This is a genomic window from Microcoleus sp. MON1_C5, from assembly GCF_036701875.1.
GTDB lineage: Bacteria > Cyanobacteriota > Cyanobacteriia > Cyanobacteriales > Microcoleaceae > Microcoleus.
In genome coordinates, this window is sequence record NZ_JAUBRN010000079.1 from 1 (window position 1) to 24440 (window position 24440).

The following is a 24440-nucleotide window of genomic DNA, read 5'->3' on the forward strand; positions in this document are numbered from 1 at the left end:
TCGTTCAATTTTTCAAAACCTCAATATCCCTTATGGCACGTTTTCCTCTGCGTAGAGTGACAAAAGAGGGTTAAGTTTTAAATGAGCTCTGCAGGAATCGGTTTCAATCCCTGATAGGGTTTTAGGTTTTTTTCGGCGAATTTTTCTTGCTCGCAACGGCGGCGGCAATCTGTTTCAATCCCTGATAGGGTTTTAGGTTTTTTTCGGCGCTAGTCCATTCCCTCCGAAAACAGCTAAATCTGTGTTTCAATCCCTGATAGGGTTTTAGGTTTTTTTCGGCCGATTTGTGCGCTTTCCTGCACCGTCATCTAGTACGTTTCAATCCCTGATAGGGTTTTAGGTTTTTTTCGGCGAGTTTGATTCCGGCATAGGGGAAGCCGGCTCCGTTTCAATCCCTGATAGGGTTTTAGGTTTTTTTCGGCAGGCGACCAAACAATTGACAGCGAGTATCTGTCGGCGTTTCAATCCCTGATAGGGTTTTAGGTTTTTTTCGGCCTTTCAGGCTTATGAGACCTGCGTGATACCGTTTGTTTCAATCCCTGATAGGGTTTTAGGTTTTTTTCGGCTTTGTCGAGGCTAAGTTCGGTTAATTCATGCCCGTTTCAATCCCTGATAGGGTTTTAGGTTTTTTTCGGCATAAAAGATTGCGAGGTAGCTTATGCTTGTATGTACGTTTCAATCCCTGATAGGGTTTTAGGTTTTTTTCGGCCGTATAATGCTGTTTTTTCGGCGCGGGTTTTTCTCGTTTCAATCCCTGATAGGGTTTTAGGTTTTTTTCGGCGCGAGGCGTTGACCTACAGTTACAGGTTGATTCACGAGTTTCAATCCCTGATAGGGTTTTAGGTTTTTTTCGGCAATCGGTTCGACTTCCCAATTGACATCTCGATAAGTTTCAATCCCTGATAGGGTTTTAGGTTTTTTTCGGCTTCATCTCGAATCGATTCGCGAATCGATTCGCTTTCGTTTCAATCCCTGATAGGGTTTTAGGTTTTTTTCGGCTTAACTCTCGCATTTTCCCTACGATCGCAGACAGAGATAAGTTTCAATCCCTGATAGGGTTTTAGGTTTTTTTCGGCCCTGGCACAAACTTAGCAGCCATTGCCTCCTCAAAGTTTCAATCCCTGATAGGGTTTTAGGTTTTTTTCGGCCAGAAAAGGGGAAGAAGCAGCTCCTTCCGATTACCAGTTTCAATCCCTGATAGGGTTTTAGGTTTTTTTCGGCTTCTATTATTTCTGTCGGCGGTGTAATATTCCGTCGTTTCAATCCCTGATAGGGTTTTAGGTTTTTTTCGGCGTGCAATTTTGAGTTATACGCCGCCACCTTGCCGTTTCAATCCCTGATAGGGTTTTAGGTTTTTTTCGGCCGCCCGTTCCAGAAGCCAGGGTGTATTTGGTTTTCAAGGTGCAGTTGCGTTCATCTAAAAGAAAAGTACCATTCCAGCCTTCGGCTTGTCAATACCCGAGTTTCCCTACTCACTCCAAAACCTTATCCTGTAAAGCTTTCAGACTTTCCGTCAATCTTTTTTTCACACGAGGGGCATCAAACTCTTGCTGCACATGAGTTCGAGCCGACAAATTTGATACTCCGATTTTAACAGCTACCCATTGACGCAAACTAAGCAAAAAATATTGTGCGCTCAACGGGCTCTACGCCACCAATACCTTCGCTCTTAGCGTGACAGCAAGCGCACAGCGGAAAAAACAAAATACAGTCTTCCTTGGGTTCGATGACTTTGTTCGGCAGGGCGATCGTAACTTAGATTTTAGTCCTAGCCTGCATCTCTCTCCTCCACAGGTTCGATGACTTTGTTCGGCGTGGCGAGCGTAACTTAGATTTGAGTCCTAGCCGGAATCAATCTCCTCAACTGGTTCGATGACTTTGTTCGGCGTGGCGATCGTAACTTACCATACTCAGTCTCACTCAATTCAGCACACTCAAACACACTGTACTACATCCACTGCCCATAAAGGGAAGCTCAAGGAAAAACCAACAACCTACCGCAATATAGCCCTAAAAGAATACTTAAAATTAGCAAAAAAAAACACAACGATTCCGCCCACAAAAAAGGAAATGGATTTAAAAACTACTCCGACATAGTAAAAAAAATAGCTCATATTTAACAGCTAATCGAGTTAGATACTTATCTAAAAAATCTCACGAACAAGCCAGATAAAATGTTCTCAACCCTAGGCTTATAAAAATCAATGTTTGAGCCAATCACAGACCCAAACTTATATTTTACCGATATTTTACCGCAATTAATTGCTAGGAGCGATAGAACCCGACTTATTCAGCAAAACCTAAACCTTCAATAAATAGCGAATTTTTATATACCATATTTGCGGTATTTGCGCTTTGCGGTTCCGAAAAATATTATTGGCGAATTGCCTAAAAATTCCCCAAATTAACTTAAAATCAGTAGAGTGGCATTTACCTTAAAACTACCTATGACAAAAGCCGAAATTAGCACCGAAAACATCACAGTTCCTAACGGGGATTTACAAATAGCTGCATACCTAGCCCAGCCAACCTCCCCAGGGCAATTTCCCGCAGTTATCGTAATTCAAGAAATCTTTGGCGTCAACTCGCACATCCGCGAAGTTACTGAAAGAATAGCAAAAGAAGGATATGTGGCGATCGCCCCAGCCATTTACCAGCGTCAAGCCCCCGGCTTTGAAACCGGCTACACACCCGAAGCTATCCAAATCGGCAGAGAATACAAAGAAAAAACCACAGCTTCCGAACTTGTCAGCGATATCCAAGCCACCATCGATTACCTGAAAACTCTACCCTCTGTCAAACCAGAAGGTTTTGGCTGCATTGGTTTCTGCTTTGGAGGACACGTCGCCTATCTCGCCGCTACTTTGCCCGAAATCAAGGCTACAGCGTCGTTCTACGGCGCCGGTATCGCCACCCAAACCCCCGGCGGCGACACCCCCACGATCGCCCGCACAGCAGACATTAAAGGCACTCTCTACGCCTTTTTTGGCACTCAAGACCCCAGCATTCCCTTAGAACAAGTTGACCAAATCGCCGCAGAATTGCAAAAACACAGTATTTCTCACCAAATTTTCCGCTACAATGCCGATCACGGCTTCTTCTGCGACCACCGCGGCAGTTACGACGCTACGGCAGCAGCCGACTCGTGGGTGCAGGTGAAGCAGCTATTTCATCAGCAACTTCAACCAGCTTAGAGAGTGGAAGATGGGGAGATAGGAAGATGGGGAGAGTGGGAAAATTTTTTCTACTGACGACTGGCAACTAAATTACTGACAACAGACAACTAAACTGACATGAATTCCAAATCTACAGGTTCTCAAAGCGCAAAAGCATCCTTTTCAATGGATGATTTTGCTAAAGCCCTCGAACAGCACAATTACGAGTTCCAGAAGGGACAAGTAGTGCGCGGCAAAGTGTTCGAGTACGACTCAAACGGCGCGTATGTTGATATCGGCGGCAAGTCTTCGGCTTTTTTGCCGATCGAAGAGGCTGCTTTGAGAACAGTAACGGATTTGTCGGAAGTGGTTCCGCTGGACGAGGAACGGGACTTTTTGATTATCCGCGAACAAGATGCAGATGGCCAAGTTACTTTGTCTCTGCGGCAGTTACAAATTCAGCAAGCTTGGGAAGATTTAATTGAATTGCAGGAAACCGGTAAAGTTCTTCAGGTGCGGGTTTCTGGGGCGAATAAGGGCGGCGTGACAGTAGATGTTCAGGGAATGCGCGGTTTTATTCCGCGATCGCACTTAGTGGAACGCGATAACCTAGAATCGCTGATCGGTCAATCTTTGAGCGTTAATTTTTTGGAGGTCGATCGCGAACGAGAAAAACTCGTACTTTCCCAGCGGATGGCCACTCAATCGAATGCCTTCAAGGATTTGCAAATTGGTCAGTTGGTGGAAGGAAAAGTCAGCAGCATCAAGCCTTTTGGCGTGTTTGTGGACTTGGAAGGAGTTAGCGGTTTGCTGCACATCAAGCAAGTTAGCCAAAAATATATTGATAACCTTGGAAAGGTGTTTGCTCCCGGTCAACCCCTGAAAGCGATCGTGCTTGACCTCGATGAAAGTCGTGGCCGGATTTCTCTTTCTACTCGGGTACTGGAAAATTATCCCGGGGAAATGGTGGATAAAATGGCGGATGTTATGGATACCGCAGAAGAGCGATCGGAACGCGCTCGAAAGACTCTTTCTTAAGTCTTGACGTAATTAGAACCCCATCTACCGAAAACAATAGGAATGTAGGTTTAACCGCAGATATTAGCCGATAAACACAGATAAAATCATCGGCCTTCATCTGTGTCCCTCGGCTAATATCTGCGGTTAAAAAATCCCAATCTAACTAATCTGCTTTCTTCTTGATTCCTAATCAACAGTCAACAGTCAACAGTCAACAGTCAACAATCATTCCGGTGCAACCGGAATCGATATAAGATGACTCGAACTTGTTTCACTTTCCACAGTTGCTTCCACGGGCCAAGAATTTTCCATCTCTAGTGTTTGTTTCGGCTGATAAACTGCCAAGTCGAACCAGAAAGTCGTACCCACATTAACTTCGCTAACTAAATTAATTTTAGTGTGGTGCTTGTCAATAATGTTTCTGACAATAGAAAGACCTAATCCCGTTCCTTCTAAAGTGTGTACTCGGTTTTCTACCCGGAAAAAGCGATCGAATATTGCTTGTTGGTCTTCAGGATCTATGCCAATTCCAGTATCAGAAATTTCGATCCGCACTACCGGAAAATGTTTGGCATCCGGTGACAAGTTTTGGTTGAGGGAGTGACCGTCTTTGTGGGTTGGCGCCTCCGGCTCTAGCAAATACGCTCGAATGGCCACCTTGCCGCCTGACTGAGTAAATTTTAAGGCATTTCCTACTAAATTGGCAAATACTTGCAGTAACAAATCGTAATGACCTAAAGCAGGCGGCAAATACGGGTCAACTTCTTGCTCTAATTCAATGCCTTTATCCTTAGCATTTAACTGATAAGTCCGCAGGGTTTGTTCCACAGCTTGCGGGAGGTCAACAGCCTCCAAGTGATAAACTCGGCAGGATTCCAGTCGCGACAAGTCTAACACGTCGTTAACTAAACGAGTTAGTCGATCGGTTTCTCGATTGGCAATTTCTAGGAATTCCCTGCGCTCGCTTTCTAGAAGGTCTTCTCCGTACTCGTGGAGAGTCTCGATAAAAGATTTGATATTAAATAAAGGTGTTCTCAATTCGTGAGAAACATTGCTGATAAAATTGCTTTTAGCCTCATTGAGTTCTACTTCCCGAGTGATGTCCTGCACTGTCATTGCAATGCCTTTGAGACTTTCTCGGTAATTTCCAGAACATTGATGCTTGGAGGTTTGCTCGTAGAAAGTACACTCTACAGCTACCGGGCGTTGTGGCTCGGTACAGGTATCTTCCTCATGGCGGATGCAGCTTTTGCACAGCGGTTCGGCACCGGGCGCTTTGTGCAGAATGACAGTAGTTAAAACAATCCGAATTGTACGGTTAACTGGTTCGCTCATAGAGATGCGAAATTCGCCGCCTTCGCGATCGCCCGCAGCTATTTCCTGCAACGGTCTCGCCAACTCCTGCTGCACTTCCGAAGGCAAAATGTTCAGAACATTTACTCCGATAGCTTTTTTGCCTTGCCATCCAAAAATCCGCATCCCCGTCGGATTAACTAAAATAACCTGCAAATTTGCGTTTAATAAAAGCGCGCCATCAGCAATCGTTGAAACCAAAGTTTCTAACTTAGCTTTTTCCGCTGTCAGCTCTTCAATATTTTGTTCTTCATAACTTTCGAGTTTCTGGGCCATTTCATTAAAACTGCCGATCAACTCGCCCAATTCTCCCCCTAAAGGCAGGTCAACTCGCTGCTTAAAATTCCCGCTGGCAATGTTTTTGACCCCGAAGACTAATTGTTTTATCGGCTGAGTAATTGTCAGAGCATTAAATACAGCCCCCAAAATTACCATCACCCAAATAGTGACAAATACTGCTAAAGTGACATCCCTAGTCAGATTTGAAGAGATAACTGCTGCGGGATTTGGGTTAATGCCGATCGCCAAAACTCCCAAATATTTGTCTTCATGAATTAACGGCACAAATACATCGGTAACTTCCCCATCTGGCGTCAAATGCTGCCGCACCAAAGGCAAAGAAGTTAAATTTCTCGCTTCAATATCGGCGATAAAATTATCGGGAAGTTTGATCTGGCGGCGCAGCGTCAGGGAAGTTTCCACCTCGGATTCGGAAAAGGGTATCCCCAGGAAAATATCCCCCGCTTCGTCTGCGTAAAGCATATAGCGGACACTGAAGGTGCTGCTGTAAAATTGGCGGGAAAAGCGGGCTACTTCGGAGCGATCGTTTTTGGCAATCAGCGGCGCCACATTTGCCGCCAACAGCAGGCCGAGGTCGCGGCCGTAGCGAGTATCGTTAAGTCGCGCGTCTTGCTGGATAGTATTCACGGCCCAGAAGGTGAGGCCACTCATAATTAACGACACTACGAGGGTAGCAGCGGCCATCAGGCGGGTCTGGAGGGTAAAATCCGACCACCAGCGGGCAATAATTTCTCCGATTTTGTTTAGTATGGCCAGCATTTCACCAGTTCACCCGTTCAATATTAAAAGCAAGATCAATTCCGTTGGCTCCCGATCGAATTTTCTGCAGCGACTTGTCCGCTACCGCCACCGCAGAGATACCAAACTTCATTGTTACATTTCTACATTGAGATTGCTTGGCTGTGGGATGGCGGCCGATGTCGCAGTTCCTAATTTTTATCGCCAAGCGCTCGGCGGCCGATGTCCCGGCGGCAGTAGACGCCTTCAAATTGGATACAATCAACTGCTGCATAAGCTTTGGAGATAGCTTGTTCCAAAGTTTCTCCCGCCGCAGTGACGCCCAAAACCCGGCCGCCGTCGCTCACCAACTGCTGCTGCTTCAACTGGGTGCCGGCGTGAAACACTTCTGCTCCTTTGGCTTCAGCTTCCTCGATACCTGTAATAACTTTGCCTTTTTGATAAGTTCCAGGATAGCCCCCAGAAGCCAAAACTACGCAAACAGATGCCCCCGACTTCCAGCGAATAGAATATTCACCGAGACGCTGCTGACAGCAGGCCAGCACCAAATCTTCTAAGGGGGTTTCCAGCAGCGACAAAACCGCTTGAGTTTCGGGATCTCCGAAACGGCAGTTGAATTCTAAGACTTTGGGTTCTCCCTCGGGGGTAATCATTAAACCTGCGTAGAGTACACCCCGGTAGTCGATTTTGCGTTTTTGCAGTGCTGCGAGGGTGGGTTCGAGAATTTCTTCTTGAATCCTTTCCATGAGTTCCGGGGTGACAATGGGCGCTGGGGCGTAGGCTCCCATACCGCCGGTGTTGGCTCCCTGGTCGCCTTCGCCGATAGCTTTGTGGTCTTGGGCCGGCAGCAACGGTTCCACTGTGATGCCGTCCGTGAGGGCGAGAATCGAGACTTCTTGACCTGTTAAGAATTCTTCGACGACGACTCGGAGGTTGTCGGTGCCGAATTCGCCTCGGAAAATGGTGTTGATGGCGCTGTGAGCCATTTTGACGGTGGTGGCAACGGTGACTCCTTTGCCTGATGCGAGTCCGTCTGCTTTGATGACTATTGGGGTTCCTTGTTCCAGAACGTATGCTTTTGCTGCTTCTGCGTCTGTAAATACGGCAGCTTTGGGTGTGGGGATGCCTGCTTGGAGCATCAATTCTTTGGCCCAGGATTTGCTGGATTCAATTTGGGCGCCGGCTTTGGTGGGCCCGAAAATCATGAGTTTTTTCTGTTGGAAATAGTCGGCGATGCCTAGCGATAGGGGCAATTCGGGGCCGACGATGACTAATCCGATGTTGTTGACCATCACAAAGCGTTCGATGCCTTGGAAGTCGTCGATGTTGAGCGACAGATTTTGACAGCCTGGGGTCGTAGCTGTGCCGCCGTTACCCGGTACGCAGAATACTTGTTTAATCCGCGTAGATTCTAGCAGTTTTTTTGCGATGGCGTGTTCGCGCCCTCCGTTTCCCACAACTAAAACTTTCACAGTATCCTCACCTATAAATTTTGTTTCCTGAATGTCTGATTTTCAGTGTTGGCATCTGTCTATCTGCTTTTTGCAGTGCTGTCAATTATGCCATGCTTGGCGCTAGGGAATTGCTAGATGTGGCACTTTTCTGGAGGAGTGGGCTTCGACCGCTGTTTCTCAATGGCTGGGAGCGTGCAATAATTAAAGACTTTAGCTGCCCAATTTTTAGGGGTTCTGCCTCGATTTAATCCTGCAATTAAAACTCTTTTCTGGCTTTTAACTCTTCAATTACTGTAATAGAGCCAGGGCCAAATAGCGATAAGATAGGCAGGTTGACTTTGCGAAATTTTACTCACATGAAATCAAATCAAACCGCTGCGAGTTCGTCTGCCAAATTTAAGCGGGTGGGCGTTGTCGGCGGCGGCCAGCTAGCTTCGATGATGGGGGATGCTGCTAGGGCGCTAGGTATTGAATTGGTAGTACAAACTCCCCATGCTACTGACCCGGCAGTTTCTGTTGCTGCTGGTGTTGTTTTGGCTGCTGTTGATGATGTTTTGGCTACGGCTCAATTGGCGGCTGGCTGCGATGTTATTACTTTTGAAAATGAGTTTGTGGATTTGGATGGTTTGCGGCCGCTAGAACAGCAAGGTGTGTTATTTCAGCCGAGTTTGTCGTCGCTTTCTCCTTTGTTGGATAAGTACGTTCAGCGCTGTTATTTACAAGGTTTGGGTTTACCAACTCCGAGGTTTTGGGAATGGGATTGCAGCGCGGATTTGCCCCCAGAATTGTCTAAGGCGGTGGCGATCGACTTTCCGGCAATTTCGGTTTCCGACAGCGTGCAGATGGAAGGAGACTCGGATGCTGGATCGAGCGACTTTCCCTTTGTCGTCAAAGTTCGCCGCCACGGTTATGACGGCCAAGGTACTTTTATTGTTAAGGATCGGGGGAGTTTGGAGTCAATTCGTGCTAAACTCCAAGGTCAGTCTTTGCTAGTGGAAGAGTTTGTGCCGTTCGATCGCGAATTGGCAGTGATTGCGGCTCGATCGGCAACTGGCGAAATTGCGATTTATCCGATCGTAGAAACCCAACAGCAAAATCAAGTTTGCCGCCTGGTGATTGCGCCCGCTGATATTAGTTTAGAGGTGAAAAGTGAAGCTTGTGCGATCGCCCGCACTCTCCTCAACAGTTTGCAAGCTGTCGGCGTATTCGGCATTGAATTATTTTTAACCGCCGATAATAAGCTGTTAGTCAATGAAATTGCACCCCGCACTCACAACTCGGGACATTTTACCATTGATGCCTGCGAAACTTCACAATTTGAACAGCATTTGCGCGCAGTTTGTCAACTGCCTTTAGGCAATTCGGCTCTGAAATGTGCAGGCGCTGTCATGGTAAATTTGCTAGGCTACGAGTCTGCCCAGTCCGATTATTTAGCAAAAAGAAAACAACTGGCACAAATTAGCGGTGCTTTTGTACATTGGTATGGTAAGAAAGAATCGCGTCCCGGCCGCAAACTCGGTCACGTTACAGTTGTGCTCGACGCGGACAAGGTGGCTCAGGGGCGATCGTCAGCAGAGGATCTCGCTCAAACCGTAGAATCCATCTGGTATGCAAGTTAAATTGCTCGAAGGTTGCCAAAATCTGGTTAGTTGGTATATATTAAATAAAGGTTCTACTGCGACGTTGGTGACTGCCAATAATGTTTTTTTGATCTATAACTCTTAACTCTCGGGAATCAAGATGTTCGGGCAGCAGTAAACTGGGCTTGTACCCAGAAACTTTAAGCACGGGCCACGGTACCCACCTGGTAAAATACCAGGTCAAAAGCTGAGGTAAGACGGCGTTGCGGGGAGCCATTAAAATTTCGATTGAGATAGGCGCTGTGAAATATGGCTAGCCTATTTTTTTTTGAGATAAACGCCTTTGTCATACTACATCTTAAAGTTTTGCCTAAACTCGTCTAGCCAGGGCTATTTCATTCTAAATAATGCCTTAGCAAGGATATCGTTTCCGGTTGCATCGGAAGGAATAATAAAATCGAGTCAACAGTCAAAACTTAACAATCATTCAGTTTTTCGACTGACAGTCACTCGTCAAGCCATCCTTAGGAGTGCAACCGAAATTGATAAAACTTGTCGATCGCGCCTGAGATAAAAATAAAGCGATAAGTTAAATTGACGACGGTCGATCGTGCCATATTTCCAGCGGTACTGGCCGCAACCTTCCCGCTACTTCTACACTCGGCCAATTCGGATCAAAAGTCAAATTTTCCAACGTTCCATCGCTGTGAATTAAAAACGTATCCTCAATTTTTGCTCCCGACAAACTCGGATTCCAAGCCACAGCCATATTTTCTGCCAAAATATCTGAAGTAGCCGGATTCGCCACAATTTCCCGCGCCAAATATCCGGTAGTTCCGCCTTGATGGTGTTCCGCAATTGCTTGAGGATATCCGTGCTCTTCGTAAGCAGTTTTAAGCGTATCATAAACCGCATTCAGCGTTACTCCCGGCTGACACAAATTTAAGGCCGCTGCTTCAATTTCCCTGACTTGTCGGTGCAACTGTGAATACTTTTCCCCAAGAAAATCGAAACAGACAAATCTGGTTAAATTTGCATACAAACCCCATCCCCTCGCGCAAAATACTAACATTGCTTGTCGCCCAATTTGTTCGGCGGTAGCGGTGGCGTGGCGGTACATTGGTAAACGCCTTTCTCCAGCAACTAATGTCAGGGCTGGATGCAAACCTCTCGCCCACAAAGCCTCTGCACCGGCTCCCGCTAGCTGATATTCTGTCCATGTTGGTTTGGCTGCAGAAAGTACCTCTGTCATCGCTTCGCTGGCTAAACGCCCGACTCGCCGGTATCGCTCTAATTCGCTTGACATCATTGTCTGTTTGCGAGACTGTAAAGATGCGATTATTGGCGTTTCTTTGGGATAAATTGGCCGATCGCTCATGACGTTACCGTCACCAGTAATTTCTTTGACGAAAGCTTCGCGCTGTGCAACATCTGCCCAAGGATAGATGTGCATTTGAAAGTTGGCTGGCAATTCCTCGTCCTGCAAGCGTTGAGCTTCGATTTCATCGGTGAGAACCCAAGCGTTTTCCGCAGTAATTAATATTTCTGCAACTCCGGTTTCTGCAGTTAGCAATACTGTATGAGAACCGCCGGCTGTGGCCCAGGCAAACCAGTCAGTGCCTCGCAAGCGAAGGGCGATCGCTTTTGTTTCGGTTAAGGCTTTGCGGATGAATTCGAGTTTTATATCGACTTCTTTGTTGAATGAGTTTATCATATATTGACCCAAAATCTAAAATCTAAAATCTAAGATAGATTGACCGATACGGCTTGCAATTCTTTAGCTTTTTCTTCCGGTAAAGCGTCGTTGGCAAACATTCCGGCGGCGAGTTCGGTTCCTGCTAGGTATTTTAGCCGCTCGCTCGATCGATAGGGCGGATAAAATTGGGCGTGCAAATGCGCTTCTGGATGGGGTTTACCGTCTGTTGGCCCTTGAAACCAAGCCATCAAATAAGGGAATGGGCGATGCCACAAACCGTCATATTTGAGGGTGACTGTTTTTAAGGCTTTAGCGAGTGATTGACGCTGTTTTTCCGTCAAATCGACAAATGTAGCAGCGGGGGCGATCGGGGCAATCCACACTTCGTAAGGGTAGCGGGCACAAGCGGGGACAAAGGCGATCGCCTCTTCGTCTAAATAAATAATTCGCTGTTTGTCGGAAATCTCTTTTTGAATCAAATCTTGCAGCAAACCGCTACTGTTTTTTTGATAGTAAACCGATTGACACTCTAACATCCGTGCCGGCACAGGTGGCACGAACGGATAAGCGTAAATTTGACCGTGGGGATGGTGCAAAGTTACTCCGACTTCGACGCCGCGATTTTCAAAGGGCAAGACGTATTGAATTTCGGGATTGCTGCCAATAACTGAAGTGCGATCGGCCCATACTTCTAACAATAATTCCAAGTGAGATAACTCCAAAGAACCCAACGAAGCCAGCGGATCTTGAGTGAAAACAACGACTTCGCAAATGCCCTTGGCGGGCAAAGTTTCGACAATATTTGCAGGTGCATTTTTTGCTTGCACAGTCAGCGAGGGAAAGCGGTTGTCAAACACTGCTACATCGTACTCTCCCGGTGGCAATTCTGTCGGAAACTTAGGGTTAATTGTAGCTGCCAGCGGGTTGTATTCCGGCGGCGGCATGAAAGTTCTTCCCTGACGGTGGCTGGCGTATGCTACCCATTCCCCCCGCAAAGGATGCCAGCGAAAGTGGGGGTTTGCCTCTACTGGTTCATTGCTGGGACTTACGGCCGCGATACCTTCTGGGATTGGGTAGCGACTATACAGTGTGAGTGGGCGGCCGTCTGGTTTTAGCAATGTTTGGGCGTACATTTTTTGTAGGGGCGGGCGATCGCGTTTAATATATGTTAGGAGTATAACTTCGTGCTTTGAGCATCCGCCCCTACCTAAAGTCGCAAATTATTTTAACAAGTTTACTTTGCTGTACCAACGTCAGCCGACCGTCCGCAAGTCCGCCAGGGGTCGAAACCCACGTGGTTTTTAGCGAAAGAGCTCGCTATGAGGACTAATGAGTTCTTGAGTCATATCTAAGAGGACTTTAGCTTTAACAGGACTTACGCAGGCCCACTATATATAGTGTGCCAAAAAAGGGATCTCCTTTTTCTCTCATCAAGAGTGAGCCTCACGAGATTAAAAACTTGCTCGCTAAAAAAATCACCAATTCTCCTGTTTAACAAGATATAGCAGTAGGAAAGGATAGTGGTCAGACTAACTAGAAAGATTTAATAATACTCGGATACAAAGAATATTTTGTAGGAGGGGAAATCACCACTTTAAAATACTCTCCAATATTATAGGAAGCTCTTTGGTATTTTATTGATGAGTAGAACGCCATTTGAGCTATCAAATAAAACCCTTAATTATACTGACTCTGCAGGACTACCTAATTTTTAACCTCTGATTCACCTAAGCTAACTTTAACGGATATTGCCACTTTAATTATCCGCGCTCCACACCTTCGCAATTGTATCCCTATTATTGCAGGTACTGCAATAATAGTGCAGCGAATTACAGCGTTATATAACAAGGTAATATTGCTGATTAAATAGCAGCAGAATTGGATCATCTCTGCTTAGCGCAGGTTTATGCTGCACTGATTATCACGAAAATTGAGCAGAGATAGAAGCAGAGTTAGTGGCCCAAGAATCGGAATATGAGCGTTGGACAGCATTAAATAACCTACAAATGCAGGAAACATGAGTCAGCATTAGTCTTTTTAATGAGGGCTAATGTTTTGACTACGATCGCAATTCCCAATTAGCCAGTATATTTATCGATCGACCATTCGATCGAGCTTTTCCTTAACCAACAAGTCTAACAACGAGCGCAACACAAACAAGCCACCGAATCCCGAAACCGCAAAAGCTGCGATCGCCCCCGTTTGATATCCGCCCACTAGCAGCACTGCACCCGACAAAAACACAAAACCAGTCAGACAAGCAAAAATTAGAGTTTTCAAAGCTAAATTAATGCGTTTCAAGGCTCTTTCGCTCTCGATATTTCGCACTCTAATTTGCAGTTCGCCCTCTTCAATTCGCTGCTCCAAACGCTTGATAAAAACTTGCGATTTGCTCGGCTGCCGTAACTTATATGTAATAAAACTTCGCGCTTGCCTTGCCAATTCTCCGATCGCATTTCCCCGCCCCTTGCTCACCGCAATACTCTTGACAAAAGGCTGAGCGGATGCTATGAAATTGTAGTTAGGGTCGAGAGTTCTAGCTATGCCGTCGAGAGTCGTCACGGACTTGACAATAAACATCATTTCTGCAGGCAAGCGAAACGGTTGCTGCTCGAACATGATGTAAAGTTCGTTCTTAATTTCATTAAAAGCTTGAAGGTCGATCGGCTTATCAATAAACTTATCCAACAGAAAAGCAATCAGCCTGCGTACCGGCATCATATCCGGCATCGGCTCAATCAAGCCGATCGAAATTAAAGTATTGAGTACCTCGTCAGTATCCTTTCTCATCACAGCAAAAAAAGTCTTGACCATTTGGTCTTTAGCCAGAGACTTTATCTCAGCCATCATCCCAAAATCGTAAAAAATCAAGCTACCATCTTCTGTCACCGCCAAATTTCCCGGATGCGGGTCAGCTTGAAAAAAACCGTCTATTAACAACTGTTTTAAATAACAGCAAATTCCGAGTTGATTGAGCTTCACAATATCCACTCCAATCGCCTCTAAACTAATGCGGTCGTCCACCTTAATGCCTGGTGCGTATTCTAGAGTCAGCACTTTTTTAGTCGTGTATTGCCAGTAGACTTTCGGGACAATAACCTGAGGATATTCTCGAAAATTATGGCTAAAGCGATCGGAATTTTTACCTTCTTGCACGTAGTCAATTTCTTGATATAAAATCTTAAAAAACTCGTGATAAATAGATTCCAGGTCATATTTGCGCGTCCCAGGCAAATAGCGATCGCAAAAACGCATCACTTGGCGCACCGCCTTCACATCCAAATCAAATAAACTTTCCAAACCCGGACGCTGCACCTTCACAATCACATCTTCCCCGGTGTGCAGCCTCGCTTTGTGTACCTGTCCCAGACTCGCAGCAGCGATCGGCGACGGGTCAAAATCGCGGTACAAAGCATAAATATCCTTGCCTAACTCTGATTCTACAAGAGCGATCGCCTCTTCGGAACTAAACTGAGGAACCCGATCCTGCAACTGTTCGAGTTCCTTCACATACTCAAGCGGCAGCAAATCCGCCCGAGTCGAGAGAGACTGCCCGATTTTAATAAAAGTCGGGCCTAAATTCAGCAAAGTATTGACCAACCAATGAGCCCGAATTCTTCTAGTTTGAGGCGAATTATTTTGCAGCAGTCCGTCCCACCACAAAAAAAACATAAACTTTCCCGCCGCTGCAAAAATGTCTATTTGCCGTGCCAGTGGCGAATATTTAGAACGTTGCCAACGCAGGGTTTTAGGTGCAGCTTTTGTGAGCATAATATTGGCTATCGAATTCCATGCACCGTGACAATTTTTAGGGGACAATCCAGGACGCAGAAACCGGCTTGTACGAAAAGACGGATGGCAGGCCTTTGAAACAGTTAAAAAACTCAGTTTCTTTGGTCTATACTGCGTAATGTCATCTCCGACTATACAATTATAATTAAGTTCCTAGTAAGTAATGCAAGTCCTCATTAATTATTCATAAATAGAGGACAGTCGTACTCACGACAAACACGCGCTAATTACAGCCCAATAACTAGACATAATATAAGTCTTGGGGAAAATCAGCAATTGAGAACCGGCAATTTAGACTGCAACCAGACCAACAATTCAAAACAGAGGACTTGGTAGAGTTTACGACATTTCCAAATCTCCCTCTTCTGGCAAGTTTTCTAGTTTCGCCTGTTCGCTGCCAATTCCCAGCAGCTTCTCAACCGAACTATTCTTCTACATTACAGAGTTCCGCTGCAAATTGCGGCAGAGTCAGAGTAAAAGATGTGCGCCACAAATTGTCAGATTCTGAACTTTCTGCCGGACAGCTAGATACATCAATAGTACCATTCAAGTGCTGCACTAAAGACTTTACCAGAGCCAGACCCAAACCCGTACCGGCGATAGCTTGGTCAGTAATGCCAGTGCCGCGGCGGAACTTGTCAAAGATGTGGGGTAAATCAGCAGCAGAAATGCCGCGCCCGAAATTAGAAATGCTCAGGACAATATAGCCGGCTGCCTCAGACGCCTCCAAAACTACCGCCGTTCCAGAAGCAGAGTATTTTCCAGCATTCGTCAGCAGTTCCAGCAGCACCCGATTGAGAATGTCCGGGTCGGTTTCCCAGCAAGGGGTTAACTTGGGCAAATCCACCTTCAGAGTCAATTGCTTATCCGCCCACTGTTTTTCAAAATCCTTAACTAAATCTTGCAATAAACGGTTGAGATCGATTTTGATTAGAGAAATCGGGACTTGCTGAGGCTCAAACTGCTTGAGGGCCAGCAAATCGTTAACCAGAGCAGTTTCCTTAGAACACTGCTGTTCGAGAATGTCGAGATACTTAGTCCGACTCGCTGACGGCAGTTCAGCTTGTTTGAGCATCAGAATCGCTAGCTTCATGATTGTTAAAGGGGTACGCAACTCGTGACTCAGAGTGCTGAGAAACTCGTCTTTAATCACCTTCAATTTCCGCATTTGCTCTAGCTGATTGGCAGATTGTTCGTACAGTTTCCCCTGCAGGTCGAGGCTTTGCTGCAACTGAGCGGTTCTGTCTAAGACTGCGGTTTGCAATTCCTTAAGCGTTTGAGTTTGGATAATCATCTTGCTCGCTTGAGCGCTGACTGATTCCAGAACTTCTAATTCTTCCGGGGTCCAAGTGCGCGGCTCGGAGTGCTGCAAAACCAAGAAACCCAAAACTGTTTCCTGGCAGCAACCGCCCGTGAGGGGAACCAGCAGCAAGCCGCGAATACCTTGGAGTTTCAAAATTTCTTTGGCTGCTTCTTGTTCTTTGCCGATTAATTCGCCTGCGTCAGCGAGGGCGAGGGGTTTGGGTGCGCCGTGGAATGCTTGGCGGCACAAATTAGATTCTGACAGCCAAAAAGCGGGAGAGTTATTTGGTTTGGAGTTGGGGATTTTGGATTGGGAATTAGCAGTTTTATCCTTGTTTTTTGTTTTGGATGTTGAGCTTTTTTTCCCAGTAGCGCTTTGTGTTATTGCCTGTTTGTTTGGAGCTTTTTTTACAACGGATTCGCAGAGGAATTCGACTTTCGCTTTGGGCGTTTGATTGGGGGAGCGATCTTTAAATAGAGGGTCTGTATATTTCAATAGCAGGATTTGACCTGTATCTACTTCCAGGGTATCGACGGTATTTTCAATAACTTGCTGCAATATTCGATCGACTTCTGAATTTGTGTCGATCGATGCAGCAACTGACATGAGTAGATTTTTGTATTTAGCTTGTCGCTGTAACTGTTCGTTTAAGCTGGCAATTTCTTGAGTTTTTTGAATGTGAGAAATCGCGATGCCGATCGCCTCTGATGCTGCTTCAAGGCGCTGCCGATCGGCTACCGACCACTCGTGAGGTTGCGACTTACCAACAATCACCATGCCATTTACAGCCCCTCCAAATCGGGCAGGCCCTGCCAAAATTGCCCGAAAAGGCAGCGCAGTCACAGGAGAATTGGGCGATGAAGCTGCCGGACTATCAAGATAATCGGATATCGCCACTATCTCGCCGTCTGCTAGGACGTTTGCCCAAGCGGGATGTTCGAGTGATATGCTAGGCGGTTTTAATCTTGGGGTTTGCGGGTGTTCCGGTGTTTCGGTGGAATCCACAGCACCGGCAACATACGGGAAATCGCTGCTATTTTGCCAGTAAGCATTCGGATTTACTACTTTTTGGTCAACCACAGCAGTAACCCAACAGAAATCTGCCCCCCATGCAACCCCCAAAGTATTGGCTATTTGCAGCAGCAGGAGTTCTCGATCAAAGCTGGTGGCGAGAATTTGGCAAATTTGTCGCCCGAGAAGGGCAGGATCGACCTGGAACTGCATAAGACGATCCAGAAATTTTTGGACTGATACTGGTTCTGCGATTTGCGGTAAATGCAAAGTGCAAGACTCTGACGGCGATCGGTCGATCGGACTAAAGTCTTGATTTCCCTGGCAATCGATCATGGCAACCAAGCCTTTATTCTAAGATGTTTGAGCCGGCTCCCGCTGCAACAAATATAGAACCTTTCCATAACTGTCGGCTTGACTGTTATGACCCTGCTTTCTGTGTTTGTGCAGCCTGTCGGCGGGTCACTAGATATCTGAAAATATACCCCGAGCTGACAGAGTTCTATTTTCTCGTTTTCTACCCTTCGATCTGTACGGGATGAACTTTACCATCCTTTACCGGATGATTATCAATCGATTCCCGCTAATTTTGACTGTTATTGTATAGTATGAAGCTTTTCTAGAGACCGCTTAGTGACACCCTTCTCCTCACTTTGTGATGTTTCCTATTTAAGTTTGCGATATTAACAAATTTTTATTTTGATACAAATCCGCCGATCGAGTGACAGCGATCGCAAAAATTCCCATTCAAAAAATTATCACTCATAACATAGTTGAGAGTTTTCGAGTTTTTGCTCAAAAACTCATTTTTCACAACACCTAGAGCCGTGCAGGCAAGTCTCTGGTTAAATTTCTCCCACTTACCTGCTTACTTATTTTGTGCTTCCTGTTGGGCTTTATCGCTATTTTGGCGGTAAAGTGCCGTCCGGTTCAGAGCCGTTGTGTAGCGGGGGTGCTTGGAAGGCACGGCGGCCATCAAATCGGAAGCTTGCTGCCACTTAGCAGCTACGACTAACCAATCCTCGCGAGATTGAGCGGTTTTGCCCTCGGTGGCTGCTTGTTCGGCTACTCGCACTGCTTGGGCAAAAGAGTCAACAGCAGAATTAACAGTCTCTTTAGAAATTTTCAAAGCAGGTTTTGCCTCCGAAGGAACAGCAGTTGCCACTGCAGGGGTGGTGGCTTGTGTGCTGTTTGGCACTTGGGAATTGAGTCCTTTGTAGATGGCTGCCACTGCTGCAAGTAACAGCACGGTCAAGCTGATGCCGCCGACGATACCGCGCTGAAATTGCCGCGGTTGCTGCATCGATCGAGGTATAGCCATTCTCGGCAAAGCCCGCTTGCCGGAGAGAGCTTGGCGTTCGTGATGGGCGGTGGCTAAACGCTTGAACAAATTCGGCTTTCGGAGTTTAATTTCTTGAGACCACAACAGTTGATTATCGGGATCGCGGCTAATTTCTTCGAGCCACAGCAGTTGGTGTTCTCGGACAAGCCGACTGTTGATGTTGACTCGGCGAATATTGTGGGGCGAAATGCGTTCCAAAATTTCTCGGACTCGATCGACCAAACTAGACTCTTCGAGCATTTGGGGCGTTGCAGCTTCGCACAGCAGTTGCAGCACCCCCTCTGCAAACACAGCTCGGGCCCTGACCCCTACCTGTGCCAGTTCGTCATTAAGGATTTGAATAATCGATGCAACCGAGCCCTCGCGAGCTTGTCGAGCAATGTCATCTATTGGATTGGCCATAAAACTATCTTGACGCTTAGCAATCTGTTAATTGTTAACCCAAAGTCTCGGATCTAATTTTTACTCATACAGGTTATCACTGACACTGCCAGGTTAAAATGAACAGATGCAAATTTTGCATACCGATCCACTTAAAATTATCACCACAGCATCGAGCGAGGCTAACAGGAAATAAACTATGGGTAAAGTAATTAGCGGTCAAATTTTTGTTGTAGACGACAACATCGATACAGATCAAATTATCCCGGCCGAATACCTGACCCTGGTTCCCTCGAAGCCGGATGAGTACGAGAAACTAGGCAGTTACGCTATGATTGGGTTGCCCGATCGCTACGGTAAGTTTATCGAATCCGGTGAACAGAAAACCCGGTATCCGATTATCATAGCGGGCGAAAATTTTGGCTGCGGTTCTTCGCGGGAGCACGCTCCGATAGCTCTCGGGGCCGCCGGCGTCACAGCAGTGGTGGCTTTGTCTTACGCCCGCATTTTCTTTCGCAATTGCTCGGCTACTGGGGAATTGTACCCGATGGAATCAGTCGAGCGGCTCTGCGACTTGTTTGTAACCGGTCAAGAAGTGACGATCGACTTTACAGCAGAGGTAATTGTCAACCACACTGTCGATCGAACTTTCTCGCTCAAACCTTTAGGAGAAGTAGGGCCTGTAATAGATGCCGGAGGGCTGTTTGAGTACGCGCGCCAAACGGGAATGATTGCGGCTCGCTCTTAACTTTTAAAACCCTGCAATGTAGGGTGTACCACCGGGCGCACCTTACGAAGATCTCCCAGCTCAAACCGCTCCCATCTAGGGTGCGGGGAAATTTTTTCAAATCGACTCAATAAAATTCAATAAAATACGCTGGTGAGCAATGCCAAAAGGTCGCACATCTCCTGACTGCTCAGAATAGCATTTGCCAGCCCGAATCTGCTCGGGTGTCAACAACTTCATATCCCACCCCTCAAGCAAAACTAAATCCTTGACATCCGCACTAAGTTGTGCATGAAAAACGTGGCGAACGACATCTTTTTCGACATCACAACAGAAAAAAGAAACACTTGCAGGAGCATAGCCAATTTCCTCTGATAATTCCCGCACTACAGCAACTTCCGGCGTTTCTCCCGGTTCCAAGTGTCCGCCAAACAAAGCCCAATGTCCGGGATACCTGATATGAGGAATATCGTCCCGCAACTGACAGAGAAACTTGCCCTCTCGGTACAAAATCGCGATCGCAACGTGAATTTTAGTCATGTGTTAGAAAGAAAAGAGAAGGAAAAAAGTGCTGTAGGAGCGGGTTCACCAACATCTGTAAAATTAACCAAAAATATAGGTAAACCCGCCCAGACCATAATATTATGGTTGATGAACTTTGAAGATAAATAAACAGCTCCAAATCGCCCAAGCACAACTATAAACCTTTGATTTGTAGGAAATAGACTTACTTATTGAAATAAATTAGCAGCTTCGTATTTTTATTTATTAGCCGCTGGAGTGCGCTTTAATTGCTCCATTTCCTCAACATAAACTTCACCTAAATCCTTTCCTGCCAATTCCTTCAGAGTAATACTCTTGTAGCGGACTTCTCCCTTCAGCAACACTTCATCGCCAAGCTGGGGCAAATCTTGCGTGGTTAAAATCCAAATACTGCCAGTACCATCCTCAAGTTGATAGGCCGCATTCCCCACAAACGGAGCGCGATTTTCCACCTTTCCCCGGAGATAAACTTCAGCATCCACTTGCCGCTTTTGTTGAACGTCGCCAATGCTAGCCACATTAAAACCAAGATTAAGTTGAGACAGAGGTAAATTGCCACAACTGAAAAAACCGCTGGCGAGGATTAGCGATAAAGAGCCGGTGCAGAATCTTTGAACCCAAACTTGCTTAATTGCAGTAGTCATTGGTCAACTGATTTGAGATTTGAGATGTGAGATACGACTTACTTTAACAGAATCCCAAGAATCGATCGCAAGTAATAAATTTCTCTAGTGTAGTCCTTGGCGGGGATTAAGCTAAAATCTAAAATCGTCCGCCCCTAACCCAGAGTCTACAATGGATGCCAAAACTGCTCAAATACTAGATGGCAAAGCTTTAGCGACAAAGATTCAAACCGAGCTGAGCGATCGAGTCCGCGCCCTGCAACCCCAAAAGGGGCGTCCTCCCGGACTTGCGGTGCTGATGGTGGGCGACAACCCAGCTAGCGCAGCCTATGTTCGCAATAAAGAGCGAGCCTGCGCTAAAGTTGGCATAGCTTCCTTCGGCCAGCATTACCCCGCAAACGCTACTCAAGCCGAACTAGAACTTGCAATTCGTGCGCTCAACGAAGACGATCGAGTAGATGGCATTTTAGTTCAATTACCGCTACCAGAACACTTAGATGCAATTGCCCTGCTGTACCAAATTGCCCCCGACAAAGATGCTGACGGACTTCACCCTGTAAATTTAGGCCGTCTCGTGCGTGGGGAGCAAGGTTTGCGGAGTTGTACTCCCGCCGGAGTGATGCGGTTATTGCAGGAATACCAGATTGATTTAAAAGGAAAAAATGCCGTTGTTTTGGGACGGAGTATTTTGGTAGGTAAACCGATGGCGCTGATGCTGTTAGAAGCCGATTGTACTGTTACTGTAGCTCATTCGCGATCGCAAAACTTAGAATCTATTACCAATCAAGCCGATATTTTAATAGCCGCAGTCGGCCGCACAGAAATGATTACACCTAATATGGTCAAACCTGGATCAGTAGTAATTGATGTCGGTATTAACCGCGTCGTCAATCCAGACGGTACGAGTCGTTTGGCCGGAGATGTTGACTTTGAGGCTGTTAAAACAGTAGCCGAATTTATCACACCGGTGCCGGGAGGAATCGGGCCGATGACTGTTGCTATGCTTTTGGAAAATACCGTTTCGAGTTATATTGAATACGGTTCTAATTGAATAGGGGCAAACTTGTGAGCCAGTATTGGCTCAATTAGTAGGGTTAGTAATCTACCAACACACAAAGATTTTAACTATGGCTTTAAAACCCGATCCATCAGGGACATTGCGCTTAATTGGCGACGACACCTCGGAAGGAATTCAACTTACTCCTGGAGATCTAAACAACTTCCCTTTAGGAGCTTGGGCCCTCGATGGCAACGATACAGTAAATGGCTCAGGGGCTAGCGAGTTAATCCTGGGAAATGAAGGGGAAGATATTCTCACAGGTTTTGCAGGCAACGATTCTTTATTTGGGGGAAAAGGAAGAGACGCCCTGTCTGGATCTGATGGAAATGACTACCTCAGTGGTGGTCTAGATGCTGATTTTCTTCTTGGAGAGGCTGGCGATGATATTTTATTTGGGGGTAGAGGCAATGATGTTTTAGGCGGCGGAGATGGGAATAGCACTCTGGTTGGCGGCTTGGGCAGAGACGCATTAATTTGTGGTGGAGGCAATAATTTATGCGTTCTGGGAATAGATCCTGCCACTACAGATATCAATTCTAGTGATATAATCGTAAATTTTGTTCCTGATTTGGATCGTATTGGATTAGCCAGTGACTTAACGGTCAATGATATAGTGTTGGAGCCGATAGAGAATGTGACATTAACATCTAGGATCGATGGGCCGCAAGCTTTACTACAACTCCTGCCTCCCGATCTGAGGGAAAATAGCGAACCTGCTTCAGGGACTCTAATCAGAGTCAGGAATTCTAACGCGATTTTAGGTTTTGTAGAGGATGTAACGCCTAATGAACTACAAAGCAGGATTGTTTCCGTTCAGGGTTTCTAAGTTCAGAACAATCACTGCTGGACTGACCAACTTATCATTTTGTTGGCCACAAATTAACTCCTGATATTTACAGGACTTACGCAGAAACGCTAGTAGTAGGGTGCGTATTTCGCACCTTACTACTATGGGTCGTGTAAAAATTGGCTATGCAGCATAAGTCCTGTAAAATTATTTACTCTTTGAGTCCGCCTCGGCGTACAAAAGTTTGTGTAATAACGATTTCAAGCTCCGATCGAAATCACTAATCACTAAGATTTACCGTGAGAAACTCAAGATAGCAACAACGCGAATTCGGCGTTGTCAATCCAGACGGTACGAGTCGTTTGGCCCCAGATGTTGATTTTAATGCTGTTAAAACAGTAGCGGGATTGATCGCGCCGGTGCCGGGAGGAATCGGGTCGATGACTGTTGTTAGGCTTTTGGAAAATACCATTTCGAGTTATTATATTGAATACGGTTCTAATTGAATTATGACCCACTTGTGAGGCAGTATTGGCTCAAGTAGGGTTAGTAATCTACCAACACACAAAGATTTTAGCTATGGCTTTAAAACCGGATGCGTCAGGGACATTGCGCTTAATTGGCGACAACACCTCGGAATTCATTCAACTTACTCCTGGAGATCTAACCAACTTCTCTTTAGGAGCTTGGGCGCTCGATGGCGACGATACCGTAGATGGCTCAGAGGCTAGCGAGTTAATCCTGGGAAATGAAGGGGAAGATGTTCTCAGAGGTTTTGTAGGCAACGATTCTGTATTTGGGGGAAAAGGAAAAGATGGCCTGTATGGACATGAGGGGAATGACTGCCTCAGTGGTGGTCTAGATGCTGATTTGATTTATGGAAGGGCAGGCGATGATATTTTATTTGGGGGTAGAGGCAACGATCTTTTAGACGGTCAAGAGGGAAATAACACTCTAGTTGGTGGCTTGGGCAGAGACTACTTAATTTGTGGCTTGGGCAATAATTTATGCGTTCTGGGAATAGATCCTGCCACTACAGGTATCAATTCTAGTGATGCGATCACAAATTTTGATCCTGATGTCGATCGCATTGGATTAGCGAGTGGTTTAACGGTGAATGATATATTGTTGGAGCCAGTAGAGAATGTGACATTCACATATAGGCTCGATGTGTCGCAAGCTTTACAATTATTGGTTCCTCCAGTTTTTCTCAGCGAAATTAGCGGACTTGTTTCAGGAACTCTAATCAGAGTCAGGAATTCTAACGCGATTTTAGGTTTTGTAGGCGATGTAACGCCTAATGAACTACAAAGCAGGATTGTTGCCGTTCAGGGTTTCTAATTTCAGGAGAATCACTGGTAAGCTGACAAATTTATCATATTTTTAGGCAAAAAGTAACTCCTGATATTTACAGGAGTTACGCAGAAACGCTAGTAGGGTGCGTATTTCGCCCCTTACTACTATGGGTCGTGTAAAATTTGACAGTGCAGGGTAAGTCCCAATACGGTTCAGTTAAGGCTCAAATAGTGGTAAATTAGGTATGGTGTCCAAAAATGGAGAGCAAGTAAGGTGCAT

General features: G+C 46.0%; 17 protein-coding genes, 1 other RNA gene and 1 CRISPR repeat array. Of the genes, 9 read left to right on the top strand and 9 right to left on the bottom strand.

Features of this window, described 5'->3' with window-relative positions; translation table 11 throughout:
- Positions 1-100: 100 nt before the first annotated feature.
- Positions 101-1363: a CRISPR direct-repeat array (repeat unit 37 nt; unit sequence GTTTCAATCCCTGATAGGGTTTTAGGTTTTTTTCGGC).
- 1084 nt (positions 1364-2447) lie between these two features.
- A complete protein-coding gene (locus tag QUA71_RS26025; RefSeq protein WP_333289519.1) occupies positions 2448-3194 on the top strand; it encodes a dienelactone hydrolase family protein in 747 nt (248 codons plus the stop codon).
- A gap of 99 nt (positions 3195-3293) precedes the next feature.
- Entirely contained in the window at positions 3294-4193 is a 900-nt protein-coding gene (locus QUA71_RS26030; protein ID WP_333289521.1) for a S1 RNA-binding domain-containing protein, read from the top strand.
- A 207-nt stretch (positions 4194-4400) separates the two neighbouring features.
- Here QUA71_RS26030 and QUA71_RS26035 read toward each other — a convergent pair whose 3' ends face one another.
- The gene (locus QUA71_RS26035; RefSeq protein WP_333289523.1) at positions 4401-6587 is read right to left on the bottom strand and encodes an ATP-binding protein; all 2187 of its coding nucleotides are present in this window, start codon (positions 6585-6587) and stop codon (positions 4401-4403) included.
- A gap of 170 nt (positions 6588-6757) precedes the next feature.
- Positions 6758-8038 (bottom strand): phosphoribosylamine--glycine ligase, encoded by a 1281-nt coding sequence (gene purD, locus QUA71_RS26040; RefSeq protein ID WP_333289525.1) that lies wholly within the window; start codon positions 8036-8038, stop codon positions 6758-6760.
- Positions 8039-8376: 338 nt separating this feature from the next.
- On the opposite strand from purD, the gene QUA71_RS26045 reads away from it, so the two are divergent.
- Together QUA71_RS26045 and ssrS are read left to right on the top strand one after the other, a co-directional pair.
- Positions 8377-9639, top strand: a complete 1263-nt coding sequence (locus QUA71_RS26045; RefSeq protein ID WP_333289527.1) for a 5-(carboxyamino)imidazole ribonucleotide synthase — start codon at positions 8377-8379, stop codon at positions 9637-9639.
- A 50-nt stretch (positions 9640-9689) separates the two neighbouring features.
- Positions 9690-9876: non-coding RNA, 6S RNA (gene ssrS / locus QUA71_RS26050), on the top strand.
- A gap of 313 nt (positions 9877-10189) precedes the next feature.
- Here the strand turns inward: ssrS and QUA71_RS26055 are convergent.
- The 5 genes from QUA71_RS26055 to QUA71_RS26075 form a co-directional block, all read right to left on the bottom strand.
- Positions 10190-11314 carry a M24 family metallopeptidase gene (locus QUA71_RS26055; RefSeq protein WP_333289529.1) on the bottom strand — a complete coding sequence of 375 codons (1125 nt, stop codon included), beginning with the start codon at positions 11312-11314 and terminating at the stop codon, positions 10190-10192.
- A gap of 29 nt (positions 11315-11343) precedes the next feature.
- Positions 11344-12429 carry a galactose-1-phosphate uridylyltransferase gene (galT, locus tag QUA71_RS26060; protein WP_333289531.1) on the bottom strand — a complete coding sequence of 362 codons (1086 nt, stop codon included), beginning with the start codon at positions 12427-12429 and terminating at the stop codon, positions 11344-11346.
- A 958-nt stretch (positions 12430-13387) separates the two neighbouring features.
- Positions 13388-15067: an AarF/ABC1/UbiB kinase family protein gene (locus QUA71_RS26065; RefSeq protein ID WP_333289533.1), complete on the bottom strand. Its 1680-nt coding sequence runs from the start codon at positions 15065-15067 to the stop codon at positions 13388-13390.
- A 445-nt stretch (positions 15068-15512) separates the two neighbouring features.
- A complete protein-coding gene (locus QUA71_RS26070; RefSeq protein ID WP_333289535.1) occupies positions 15513-17738 on the bottom strand; it encodes a GAF domain-containing sensor histidine kinase in 2226 nt (741 codons plus the stop codon).
- 532 nt (positions 17739-18270) lie between these two features.
- Positions 18271-19146 carry a hypothetical protein gene (locus QUA71_RS26075; protein WP_333289537.1) on the bottom strand — a complete coding sequence of 292 codons (876 nt, stop codon included), beginning with the start codon at positions 19144-19146 and terminating at the stop codon, positions 18271-18273.
- Positions 19147-19324: 178 nt separating this feature from the next.
- Between QUA71_RS26075 and QUA71_RS26080 the strand changes: the two genes are divergently transcribed.
- Positions 19325-19873, top strand: a complete 549-nt coding sequence (locus QUA71_RS26080; RefSeq protein WP_333289539.1) for a LeuD/DmdB family oxidoreductase small subunit — start codon at positions 19325-19327, stop codon at positions 19871-19873.
- Between the two features lie 96 nt (positions 19874-19969).
- On the opposite strand, the gene QUA71_RS26085 is transcribed toward QUA71_RS26080, so the two are convergent.
- Both QUA71_RS26085 and QUA71_RS26090 read right to left on the bottom strand, forming a co-directional pair.
- Positions 19970-20392, bottom strand: a complete 423-nt coding sequence (locus QUA71_RS26085; protein WP_190658201.1) for an NUDIX hydrolase — start codon at positions 20390-20392, stop codon at positions 19970-19972.
- Positions 20393-20613: 221 nt separating this feature from the next.
- Positions 20614-21039: a DNA-binding protein gene (locus QUA71_RS26090; protein ID WP_242722186.1), complete on the bottom strand. Its 426-nt coding sequence runs from the start codon at positions 21037-21039 to the stop codon at positions 20614-20616.
- A gap of 151 nt (positions 21040-21190) precedes the next feature.
- Here QUA71_RS26090 and folD point away from each other — a divergent pair, with 151 nt between their 5' ends.
- The 4 genes from folD (at position 21191) to QUA71_RS26110 (ending at position 24206) form a co-directional block, all read left to right on the top strand.
- Positions 21191-22069 carry a bifunctional methylenetetrahydrofolate dehydrogenase/methenyltetrahydrofolate cyclohydrolase FolD gene (gene folD / locus QUA71_RS26095; RefSeq protein WP_333289542.1) on the top strand — a complete coding sequence of 293 codons (879 nt, stop codon included), beginning with the start codon at positions 21191-21193 and terminating at the stop codon, positions 22067-22069.
- 76 nt (positions 22070-22145) lie between these two features.
- The gene (locus QUA71_RS26100; protein ID WP_333289544.1) at positions 22146-22904 is read left to right on the top strand and encodes a calcium-binding protein; all 759 of its coding nucleotides are present in this window, start codon (positions 22146-22148) and stop codon (positions 22902-22904) included.
- Positions 22905-23272: 368 nt separating this feature from the next.
- Complete coding sequence (locus QUA71_RS26105) at positions 23273-23371, top strand: hypothetical protein (RefSeq protein ID WP_333289548.1); 99 nt, start codon at positions 23273-23275, stop codon at positions 23369-23371.
- Positions 23372-23444: 73 nt separating this feature from the next.
- Positions 23445-24206 (top strand): calcium-binding protein, encoded by a 762-nt coding sequence (locus QUA71_RS26110; protein WP_333289546.1) that lies wholly within the window; start codon positions 23445-23447, stop codon positions 24204-24206.
- Positions 24207-24440: the final 234 nt, after the last annotated feature.

What these genes read in the sequence shown, in the direction of transcription:
- QUA71_RS26025 (WP_333289519.1), top strand. Translation starts at nt 2,448, where the DNA reads ATGACAAAAGCCGAAATTAGCACCGAAAACATCACAGTTCCTAACGGG.
- QUA71_RS26030 (WP_333289521.1), top strand. Translation starts at nt 3,294, where the DNA reads ATGAATTCCAAATCTACAGGTTCTCAAAGCGCAAAAGCATCCTTTTCA.
- QUA71_RS26035 (WP_333289523.1), bottom strand. Translation starts at nt 6,587, where the DNA reads ATGCTGGCCATACTAAACAAAATCGGAGAAATTATTGCCCGCTGGTGG.
- QUA71_RS26045 (WP_333289527.1), top strand. Translation starts at nt 8,377, where the DNA reads ATGAAATCAAATCAAACCGCTGCGAGTTCGTCTGCCAAATTTAAGCGG.
- QUA71_RS26055 (WP_333289529.1), bottom strand. Translation starts at nt 11,314, where the DNA reads ATGATAAACTCATTCAACAAAGAAGTCGATATAAAACTCGAATTCATC.
- galT (WP_333289531.1), bottom strand. Translation starts at nt 12,429, where the DNA reads ATGTACGCCCAAACATTGCTAAAACCAGACGGCCGCCCACTCACACTG.
- QUA71_RS26065 (WP_333289533.1), bottom strand. Translation starts at nt 15,067, where the DNA reads ATGCTCACAAAAGCTGCACCTAAAACCCTGCGTTGGCAACGTTCTAAA.
- QUA71_RS26070 (WP_333289535.1), bottom strand. Translation starts at nt 17,738, where the DNA reads ATGATCGATTGCCAGGGAAATCAAGACTTTAGTCCGATCGACCGATCG.
- QUA71_RS26075 (WP_333289537.1), bottom strand. Translation starts at nt 19,146, where the DNA reads ATGGCCAATCCAATAGATGACATTGCTCGACAAGCTCGCGAGGGCTCG.
- QUA71_RS26080 (WP_333289539.1), top strand. Translation starts at nt 19,325, where the DNA reads ATGGGTAAAGTAATTAGCGGTCAAATTTTTGTTGTAGACGACAACATC.
- QUA71_RS26085 (WP_190658201.1), bottom strand. Translation starts at nt 20,392, where the DNA reads ATGACTAAAATTCACGTTGCGATCGCGATTTTGTACCGAGAGGGCAAG.
- QUA71_RS26090 (WP_242722186.1), bottom strand. Translation starts at nt 21,039, where the DNA reads ATGACTACTGCAATTAAGCAAGTTTGGGTTCAAAGATTCTGCACCGGC.
- folD (WP_333289542.1), top strand. Translation starts at nt 21,191, where the DNA reads ATGGATGCCAAAACTGCTCAAATACTAGATGGCAAAGCTTTAGCGACA.
- QUA71_RS26100 (WP_333289544.1), top strand. Translation starts at nt 22,146, where the DNA reads ATGGCTTTAAAACCCGATCCATCAGGGACATTGCGCTTAATTGGCGAC.
- QUA71_RS26110 (WP_333289546.1), top strand. Translation starts at nt 23,445, where the DNA reads ATGGCTTTAAAACCGGATGCGTCAGGGACATTGCGCTTAATTGGCGAC.